Raw genomic sequence first — 9,299 nt, forward strand, 5'->3', positions numbered from 1 at the left:
AAAAAGCGTTAAAGATTTGCTCAGTAAAATTAAATGGAATTGGATTCAAACTTACCGACAGCATAGTTATAAGACTTCCGATCAGCGCAAAGCATGACAATCACGTCACCATTAGAACACTCCATAATGGGTTCGTTAATTTCCTGTCTGATGTGCATCCGGCTATTAAACATGAGTACGTGAATTTTCGCATCGTCGTCGAGGCTGAAATCGTCAGTAATATCAATACCATTGACAATGGTGATCCTAATATTTTTACCGTTGATGATGCTATTAAAAATAGTTTGTTTTTTGCTTTTGCTGACCAGCTTACTACTAATATTCATCTTTCATCCTCTATATTGAATAGGTGTAGTGAGGGGAAAAAAATCAATATCTACACTCAGTTAAATTGATATGCGTTTTATCTTAAATAGGCAGTCTGTTTTTTGTACAAATTTATCTCTATCCATCTCACATCTCCCCGAAGTTAATCAGCCATCCCTTCGGTTGGTTGCTTTGGGCTGAGATGTAACCATAAAGCAAAGGAGAATATATGCTTATGTGTAGATCACATTACGACTTGTAACTGTCCATTTTGCTTCATTTTACACCATACTTTGATTAAGATTCATGTATCTGATTAAAGTGGGGGGTTGTGATGAAGATAATAAGTTTTCTAATGCTATTTTTGGTAAGTTTTAGTTCTCTTGCAGGCTGGAAGTACGAGGAAAGCCTCGATAAGATGCGAGGGAAAACTATTAATTATGCAACCTTACATAGTAAAAAAAATGATAACGGAATAAAAATAGCACTACTAGCGACTAGCATTAATAATAAAAATACGGACTCTATAAAAATTATTATCGGCGGCGATGAGGCGGATTGTGGTATAGAGGAGTTTTGTATTGGGTATATAAAATATGATGATGGGCGAGTCAACGAATTGCCGTTCATCATATTAGGAAAGAACAAAAGAATTATAAATGTTGTTGAGTATCATGCTGTTACAGATTCTCTTAGACTCTCACAGCGTGTTTTTATTGAAATCCCATTAAAATCAAAAGGTGCAACTCAGTTTGAGCTTTACCCTCATGGATTAAGGTTTGCTGGATATCAAGATAATGTTGAATTTATCAATATTATTGGCGGTGTAGATTTCAAGCAGCCATATAGCTCCATTTATGCCAAGGCCAAAGATAATAAGCCAAGGATAGATGGTGCAGCATGCTCAAATGTTGATAAATCCGACTATTCATTAATGGGAGTAAAAGCCAATGTTGAGATGTGCTTTTACAATGAGCGTTTAGTAATGGCAAGTTTTTCATTACCCAAAAGCAATAAGCTGAGGAATAAATTAATTTCTGCCATTAATAAAAATAGAGGTACATCCGAAGAAGCAATGAATGGACATGCGTTGTGGTTGTCCGATGATTTTTCTTCCATATCAACTATATTCATGTTTCAAGATAATAAAAACATAGAGATTAAGATGATTTATCAACCAAATAGCAACTTTATCCCTGCCGTAGATGAAAAATTATGAGAGAGCCGTTTTAGCATAAATAAGATTAATTAAATGAGGAATGGTGGAGATGAAAAATTTTGGGATCTTCCTTCTGGTTATTGGTGTTCTTGCTATTTTTGCATCATTTAATATGGATGTAAGTGTAGCAACTGGATATGGTGGAAGGGTTAATAATATCGGGTTGGTGGCTCAAAGAGAAAATCTCTTGTTGATTAGCTGCTTTGTCGTTTTGTGTGGTTTGTTGTTGGCTATCTTTGGAGGAAAGAAAACTCTTAATGGTGATAGTAAAAACAATCAAATGAAGTGTCCATTTTGTGCAGAACAGATCAACGTTGAAGCGCTCAAATGCAAGCATTGCGGCAGTGATGTTCAGGAAAAAATAGAAGAAATAACCCTTAAGAAATTTAAGCCATCTAATGTCCCTTCTGAGTTTTTTTATAAAAGAAGGAAGGATGGGATAGAGTTAATAGATGATAGGGTTAAGGAGCTATCAGAAACGTTGATAAAAGCAAATATAGACAAGGACACTCAAGAGATAGAGCTTCATTATCAATCGGAAATAGAGAGCCTTAATAAAGGGTTGCCAAAGGCAATTCAGAAACAATTTCAAGACAGGTATGTATACTGGCTTCACAACATTGATTTAGTCAAGGTAGGCTCTATTGTGGAAACCGCAAAAAAAGCGGTTAACACAAAAGATCTTCTTATAAAGAAAAGAGACGGCTTCATGATAAATGATGATGGCGTGAAAAAGTTAGTTGAGTCATTTTTTATTCAATCTCCAGACTCAACGAACGTGTACCAAGACTTTGAAGATGAGATCTCCACAATAAAGCGTACTCTACCTAGTGAAGTTCATGAATCATTTATCAGAAAAATAAAGTATTGGAATAATGCATTAACAGATAATAACAATAAGTAATAGCCCCATTAGGGGCTTTAAGCCATCCTTGGTTTTATATGACTTTTGTAACCCTCTTCACACTTTCTGGATGTGCTGATCAAATAATCAGTAACACTTATCATTAGCTCAGTGGTTAAATATGAGAAATGTTTAATATTGGGTGATGTTATGGATAAGCGGGGTAAAATTATGTTTACCTATGTCTCATCGGATGCTGATGGAATGCTTGGTAAGCCAGCAAATTATCTGTTGATGGATAAAAAGTCACAAAAAATTGATTTTTCTTGTATTGTTGGTGTTAATGTAGATCTGGATTGCAACTTTCATTCAAAGTCATTTATTTATCATGCGGACGGTAACCAGAAAGTAGATTTCATGGATGATGGCATAGCAGAGGCAGGCATAGATAACATGTCTGGAATATTTTTCTCTGAAAATAACGTTTCCTTTGTTCTTACTGAAAGATTTAAGAAAGTTACTTTTGATAAAAGCGGTCTATATCTAATTAAAGTGTGCCTGTACGACGGTCTTTTAGAAGATAAAAATAGCAATCATGAAATAATTGACGAAAAAGACGCATACTTTTATGTGGGAGAATTCCGTGAGGAATATTCTTATGAATAGTGATAAAGTTATTAATATAGACACTGCTAAAATTATCAAAGCAAGAAATCAATTCCAGTCTAAAAAAGTAACTTCCGAAAAATCGGTTAAACAAGGGGAGGAAGGTATGTCAGAAAACTTCACCAAGACTGAACTTGAAGCCCTATTAAAAGCCAACAAAGCCGAGGTTGATGTTGTCGCCGCGACCATGAAGAAAGATATGGCAGAATGGAGAGAGCAGCAGAATACTCAAATGGCTAACCTGAATGCCACAATGCAATCTATGTCATCAAAAATCGATGGAAAATTCGAGGCTGTAGAAGGCAAAATCGATGGCTTGAAATCAAGCATATCGACGACACAATGGACGACATCAATAGGATTGGCTCTAGTAACAATTATTATGTCTGCTGTAGTGCTTGCATCCAGTTGGATAATATCTAGTAAAGGCGCTACGTCACAGCCCCAACCAACAGTAACCCAGAACCAGCAAGCAGAGCCATCCCGAAAATAGCCCCATCACGGGGCTTTTTTGTTGATGATATGCCACCGGGCGGCCTACAGTGGGCTTTTTCTCCATTGGAGGAAGTTAGAAATTTAATCTTCTATCTCGTGTTTTAAGTTCCAAAGCATTTCTTCCAGCGCTCTGATTCTATCTGCAAAGTCCGCTCTATGCTCAAGGCTTTGCTGATTAATGTCACCTAAAGAGCCTTCAAGTCGTTTAACTATTTCAGCATTCAGTGATCTTCCGTTTTTCTTGGCTTCTTCTTGTAGCCGCTCTTTAAGTTCAGATGTCATTCTGACACCAAACGGTGCTATGTCTCTTATCTTCATAACTAATTCTCTGTGAGCTGAATATAGTTACACAATGTACTCATAAAATGCTTGACAGGATATGCTCACGATGTAATATTTGTGTAGTCATTACACGATGTATTCAAAGTGAGGTTATATGGAGAAGGTAAGGAATATTGCGCCAACTGGTATTCGAATGTCAGATTCACTGAAAGTTATATTAAAAAGAGTAGCAAAAGAAGAAGGGAGATCACTCAATAGTGAAGTTGTTAAAAGACTAGAACGTAGTCTGAAAGAAGATGGGGTTTTAAACGCTCAATAAAAGTGAAACCTCGAAGGGTACGACCAACGAGGTCTCTAAATCTTCAAACCGTACAAAGTAATTAAAGATTACGTCAACCCTAACAAAAAGAGTGACACCATGAATATAGCAAATAATAATCTACCTGTCATTGCGGGTGTAGAAATCACTACCGACTCAGAAGGTCGTTTCAATCTGAATGCTTTGCATAAGGCTAGTGGTGAAGGTGCAAGTAAAACGCCTAGCCAATGGCTAAGATTTAGTCAGGCAAAAGAATTAATCGCGGAACTTGAATCTAACTTATTGAAAAATAGTCAGAGTGTGAATTCACATTCTGGTCATAAAGTGGTCAATGTTGTTAACGGTGGAGCTATCCCAGGTACCTTTGCTCATGAACTAATAGCTGTTTCATATGCCGGATGGATAAGTCCGTCATTCCAATTGCAGGTCAACCAGACTTTCATTGATTACCGTTCTGGTAAGTTGGTTGATCAGCCCCAGTTATCAGAAATGGAAATGATTGCTGCCATTGCCAGTAATGCTGCTCGTAACGAAAAAAGAATTTCTGCTGTAGAACAAGACGTCGAGCAAATAAAGCAAGGCACTATCCCGCAAGGATATCAGGGTTACAGCTACCTACAGGCAACCTACGGTCTTAGTAATGCTAAGAGCAAACAGTTAGTCATGGCTTGGTCGGTTCCCCACAAGAAAGTCCCTCACGTTGCACCGGGCGGACAGGTTACGCAAATGTCAGTGGTATACGAAGAGTCATTCGAAAAGGCTTTGCATCAGATGATGAAAGAAGCAGAGCAACGCGGTTCACAATGGTCTCACCCCAAAATGGGCAGGTTCTCCATTACGGGATGGAAGGTAGCAGCATAACCACGGCGTTGAAGTAACGTAAGGATTTGAAGGCCAAGGATGGCGAAAGGGATAGTTAAACTATCACACCATAAAACTAATGCAACTGATTAACTTCTTATAGTCAAACGATTAGTTGAATGTTCGAGACGCTTCCCAAATTCACAACACGAATCTTTACAAAAAGTGACAATCACGTAATAAATAGTATCGCTTTAAACGGCGAAGCCCCCAGCTGCGGGAACAGTCCGGGGGCTTCTATAAAACGTCTAGTACTTACGAGGAACATAGACATGTCAAGTATACCAGTTAATGAATTAACTAAAAGTTCTAATTCAGTACAGAATATGACCGCTATCATGCATAACAGCATTCCAGTGATCACCACTGAGTTATTGGCTGATATTTATGAAACTGATGTTATTAACATTCAGGTTAACCACTCGCGCAACAAAGATCGTTTTGTTGAGGGAAAACATTTTTTCAAGTTAACTGGTTCAATTCTAAAAGAATTTAAGAACAGACTTACTCAAAGTAAGTCAGTTAAAAACAGACTATCTTTAAGCGAGTCAGTTGATAACAGACTGACTAACAGTCAGTTAGTCGGTAAACGTGCTCGCAGTCTAATCCTCTGGACAGAACGCGGCGCTGCCCGTCACGCTAAGATGTTGGATACCGACAAGGCGTGGGATGTTTTCGAGGCTTTGGAAGACTTTTACTTCAACCAGAAAGAAGCGGAACCAGTAGCAGCTAAAACCACAACTCAATCCCGTACCCCTCTTCGCGGACTGGTCAATACCATTATGGGTAAATACGGACTCAATAGCAAAAAGCTATTCCAGATGGTTCATCATGAGTTTGGCGTTAACCATATTGACGAGCTAACTCATGATCAGCTTCCATCAGCTATGGAATATCTGGCGGCTAAAGTGATTGAAGGTGAGTTCCTCGGGAAGGAGGAAATGCCGATCCCTTACGGTTACTCTGGTTTCACTGGCAGATTGCTGATGGAACTGGAAAATGGAGAGACAATTTATTCTCAGGCATTGACACCTAAGCATCATGTTTCCACCTTAAATGATTTTATGGAAATTGCACAACGTGCTGGTTATCTGCTGATACATAAAGAAGACATGCAGCCCATGATGAAGGCGTTAGAAGGCTATAAATTCAACGCATAAACCCAAGCCACGGATGGCTTTAAATGAAATTTATGACAGGCGATTAATTAATCAAATAGTAAAAAGAAAATACCCGCTGTAGTGTGTGCTAGACAAAATAAAGAGGAGGATCAATCCATGAATCAATATATTGTTACCTATAGCGGCCTTGGTACTGACAACTCAGTTCTGGTTAACTCGCAGATTGCTTTAGATTTTGATTGGAGTACGGGTGGGGTTAGTGATTTTTTAATTGCGGTGGAGAATGAGGCGCTCACTCAAGCCACGGGATTTAATAGCTCTGTAGCAAGAATCTCTATTGTTAGAATATATACTCTGCAATAAATAACCCCCCATGAATTCAAGGCTGCGCATTGCGTAGCCTTTTCCATACATGCCGCCCAGTGCGGTTTTTTTACGTCCAAACCCAAGCCGCTTAACTGCGGTTTTTCTTTTTATAGGTACTTATATGGCTATCGAAGAATTTAAATGGCGAACTCAAATTCAAGATTCTCCCAGCGGTGAATTTAAACACCGAGTTAAATCAATTGAGTTTGGTGATGGTTACAAACAGGTCGTCGCTGATGGAATTAATTCCGAAACGCAATCATGGCCTTATTCTTATTTAGGAGCAAAAGAAGAAGTGGCTCCAATCTTTCAGTTTATTCGTAATCACACGGCAAAATCATTTATCTGGAGACCTCCGTTTGGTGAAAAGGGATTGTATCGAGTCAAATCTGACTCAATAACCATGACCCCTATGGCGGGAGGCATCATGAAAGTATCAGCAACTTTTGAACAGGCATTTAGCGCATGACTATTAATGCAGATCTCCAGCGCCTTGAGGTGGGGCATAAGATTCTATTGTTTTCGGTCGATGGCTCGGCCTTTGGTGGGCCAGAACTGTACTTTCATAATCACACCATTCCTTACACAGAAGCGGAACTGGAAAACCCGGACGACCTGCCGATTAAATCAATCTGGTGGCAGGGTGTGGAGTATAAACCGTGGCCTGTGAGAATTGAGGGATTGGAGGTAAATAGTGATGGTAGAACAGTGTCACCCACGCTCAGTGTTGCCAATCTAGACGGCACCATCAGCGCCATGTGTCTGGCGTATCAGAATATGGCTCAAGCGCGTGTCGCCATTCGCATGACCTTTGCACATTATCTGGATGCCCGTAATTTTCCCGAGGGCAACCCAGAAGCCGATCCTACGCAAGAGAAAATAGACGTCTACTATATTGACAGTAAGACGCATGAGGACAATACAGAGATTCATTTTGCTTTGTCTTCTCCTGCCGACCTACAAGGGATTCAAATTCCTACCCGTCAGATACACAGTCTTTGTACGTGGTGTATGCGGGGGTTATATCGCAAATCCCCATGTAACTATACCGGTGATCGGTATTTTGATGAGGACGGGAACCCGACAGATGATCCATCAAAAGATGCCTGTTCTGGATTATTGTCAACAGGATGTGAGCTGCGCTTCGGGAAAGGAAATCAACTTCCCTTTGGTGGCTTCCCCGGTTCAGCGTTGTTAAGGCGGTGACATGGATACCCTTCGTAAGCATATTACCAACACAATCATGGATCATGCACAATCTGAATACCCGAATGAATGCTGTGGTCTGGTGATTCAAAATAGTCGCAAACAGCAATATATCCGTTGCCGCAATACAGCCCCTTCACCCACAGAACAGTTCAGCATGCACCCAGCCGATTACGTCGAAGCCGAAGATGCCGGTACTATTGTTGCTATTGTCCATAGTCACCCAGACGCGACAACACAACCCAGTCAATTAGATATTGCGCAGTGTTACCTGTCACAAGTGCCGTGGATTATTGTCTCGTGGCCGGAGGGCGACATTCGTACCATTATGCCGACTGAGGGGATTAAGCCGTTGCTGGGTCGTCCATTTGTACATGGTATCTGGGATTGTTACGCCATTGTCCGTGACTGGTATCGGCTGGAGCGTGATATTGATATCCCTGATTTTGAGCGCTCAGATGGCTGGTGGGATCGCGGCGAAAATCTGTATATGAAGAATTATGCGGATGCTGGGTTTACTGAATGCAGCGGTGAATTACAGGTGGGTGATGTCATTATTATGCAGGTGCAGGCCAACGAACCCAATCATGCGGGCGTGTATATCGGTGATGGGCTGATGATCCACCATATGTATGGGCAACTCAGCAATAGAATCCCATATAATGGGTATTGGCAAGAAAGAACGGTGAAAACTGTCAGGTATAAGGAGCGATAGAATGAACACTCTACGAACAGTGCGGCTTTATGGGGTACTCGGTTCCCTATTTGGACGCGAGCACAGGCTGGCCGTCTCTTCGCCCAAAGAAGCCATTCACGCGCTCTCTGTCCTTATCGACGGCTTTGAAAAGTTCCTGCTGACTGCCAAAGAGCGCGGACTGACCTTCGCCGTCTTTAACGGGAAGCGCAATATCAGCCGTGACGAGCTGGAATTGTCCGGTGATTCGGATATCCGTATTGCCCCGGTGATCATTGGCAGTAAAAAGGCGGGTATCTTCCAGACTATTCTCGGCGCGGTGATGGTAGTAGCCGGGGTGTTTTTGTGGGCAACCCCGTATGGCGTTCCACTTGTGATGTCCGGTGCTTCTATGATGTTGGGGGGCGTGGTGCAGATGCTGTCACCGATGCCGGGTGGACTGGCACGACGGGAAGATCCCGACAATAAACCCAGCTATGCGTTTGGTGGGCCAGTCAACTCCATCGCGCAGGGGAACCCGGTTCCGATTGGATACGGTAGACGCAGAATAGGCGGTGCCATTATCTCGGCGGGTATCTATGCAGAAGATCAGCAATAACCCTCAACAGTCTTAACAGGTCGCTACGGCGACTTTTTTTATGGGTGAAATATGGCTAATCAGTTAATTCGGGGCAGTAAAGGCGGCGGTGGAAGCCCCCGTACTCCGGTCGAGTCGCCCGATTCCTTGCAATCGACCTCTTACGCTAAAATCTTATTAGCCTTGGGCGAAGGAGAGTTTGCGGGTGGTTTAGATGGCACCAATATCTTTCTGGATAACACGCCGATTATTGGCCCTGATGGAACGGCAAACTTTGAGGGGGTGAAGTGGGAATTTCGCCCGGGCACCCCCCATCAGGATTACATTAAGGGAATGCCAGCGG

The 9,299-nt window shown here is 41.5% G+C and carries 14 protein-coding genes and 1 pseudogene; 13 read left to right on the forward strand and 2 right to left on the reverse strand.

Annotated features, from left to right (window positions below; genetic code table 11):
- Nucleotides 1-29: 29 nt before the first annotated feature.
- The gene (locus PSI22_RS20295; RefSeq protein WP_273581319.1) at nt 30-326 is read right to left on the reverse strand and encodes a hypothetical protein; all 297 of its coding nucleotides are present in this window, start codon (nt 324-326) and stop codon (nt 30-32) included.
- A 314-nt stretch (nt 327-640) separates the two neighbouring features.
- Between PSI22_RS20295 and PSI22_RS20300 the strand changes: the two genes are divergently transcribed.
- The 4 genes from PSI22_RS20300 to PSI22_RS20315 all read left to right on the forward strand — a co-directional run bounded on the left by PSI22_RS20300 (nt 641) and on the right by PSI22_RS20315 (nt 3,528).
- Nucleotides 641-1,525, forward strand: a complete 885-nt coding sequence (locus PSI22_RS20300) for a hypothetical protein (protein ID WP_273581320.1) — start codon at nt 641-643, stop codon at nt 1,523-1,525.
- A gap of 49 nt (nt 1,526-1,574) precedes the next feature.
- Nucleotides 1,575-2,429, forward strand: a complete 855-nt coding sequence (locus tag PSI22_RS20305; protein WP_273581321.1) for a hypothetical protein — start codon at nt 1,575-1,577, stop codon at nt 2,427-2,429.
- 150 nt (nt 2,430-2,579) lie between these two features.
- Nucleotides 2,580-3,035, forward strand: coding sequence for a hypothetical protein (locus tag PSI22_RS20310; RefSeq protein WP_273581322.1), 456 nt, complete (start codon nt 2,580-2,582; stop codon nt 3,033-3,035).
- Nucleotides 3,028-3,528 carry a hypothetical protein gene (locus PSI22_RS20315; protein WP_273581323.1) on the forward strand — a complete coding sequence of 167 codons (501 nt, stop codon included), beginning with the start codon at nt 3,028-3,030 and terminating at the stop codon, nt 3,526-3,528. The genes PSI22_RS20310 and PSI22_RS20315 overlap by 8 nt, the downstream gene beginning before the upstream one ends.
- Before the next feature lie 83 nt (nt 3,529-3,611).
- Here the strand turns inward: PSI22_RS20315 and PSI22_RS20320 are convergent, their stop codons facing one another.
- Nucleotides 3,612-3,848, reverse strand: a complete 237-nt coding sequence (locus PSI22_RS20320; protein ID WP_099143299.1) for an Arc family DNA-binding protein — start codon at nt 3,846-3,848, stop codon at nt 3,612-3,614.
- A 118-nt stretch (nt 3,849-3,966) separates the two neighbouring features.
- Here PSI22_RS20320 and PSI22_RS20325 point away from each other — a divergent pair, with 118 nt between their 5' ends.
- From PSI22_RS20325 to PSI22_RS20365, 9 genes and pseudogenes are all read left to right on the forward strand, one after another.
- Nucleotides 3,967-4,131 carry an Arc family DNA-binding protein gene (locus PSI22_RS20325; protein ID WP_273581324.1) on the forward strand — a complete coding sequence of 55 codons (165 nt, stop codon included), beginning with the start codon at nt 3,967-3,969 and terminating at the stop codon, nt 4,129-4,131.
- A gap of 99 nt (nt 4,132-4,230) precedes the next feature.
- A complete protein-coding gene (locus PSI22_RS20330; RefSeq protein ID WP_273581325.1) occupies nt 4,231-4,992 on the forward strand; it encodes a KilA-N domain-containing protein in 762 nt (253 codons plus the stop codon).
- A gap of 272 nt (nt 4,993-5,264) precedes the next feature.
- A complete protein-coding gene (locus PSI22_RS20335) occupies nt 5,265-6,152 on the forward strand; it encodes an ORF6N domain-containing protein (RefSeq protein WP_273581326.1) in 888 nt (295 codons plus the stop codon).
- 117 nt (nt 6,153-6,269) lie between these two features.
- Nucleotides 6,270-6,476 (forward strand): hypothetical protein, encoded by a 207-nt coding sequence (locus tag PSI22_RS20340; RefSeq protein WP_273581327.1) that lies wholly within the window; start codon nt 6,270-6,272, stop codon nt 6,474-6,476.
- A gap of 124 nt (nt 6,477-6,600) precedes the next feature.
- A complete protein-coding gene (locus PSI22_RS20345) occupies nt 6,601-6,948 on the forward strand; it encodes a phage tail protein (protein ID WP_273581328.1) in 348 nt (115 codons plus the stop codon).
- Nucleotides 6,945-7,685 (forward strand): phage minor tail protein L, encoded by a 741-nt coding sequence (locus PSI22_RS20350; protein ID WP_273581329.1) that lies wholly within the window; start codon nt 6,945-6,947, stop codon nt 7,683-7,685. The genes PSI22_RS20345 and PSI22_RS20350 overlap by 4 nt, the downstream gene beginning before the upstream one ends.
- Before the next feature lies 1 nt (nt 7,686).
- Entirely contained in the window at nt 7,687-8,400 is a 714-nt protein-coding gene (locus PSI22_RS20355) for a C40 family peptidase (protein WP_273581330.1), read from the forward strand.
- A gap of 1 nt (nt 8,401) precedes the next feature.
- Nucleotides 8,402-8,977 (forward strand): tail assembly protein, encoded by a 576-nt coding sequence (locus PSI22_RS20360; protein ID WP_273581331.1) that lies wholly within the window; start codon nt 8,402-8,404, stop codon nt 8,975-8,977.
- Nucleotides 8,978-9,028: 51 nt separating this feature from the next.
- Nucleotides 9,029-9,299: pseudogene (locus tag PSI22_RS20365) on the forward strand (host specificity protein J); the annotation flags it as partial.

The organism is Xenorhabdus aichiensis (assembly GCF_028598775.1).
In the GTDB taxonomy this organism is placed as follows: domain Bacteria; phylum Pseudomonadota; class Gammaproteobacteria; order Enterobacterales; family Enterobacteriaceae; genus Xenorhabdus; species Xenorhabdus bovienii.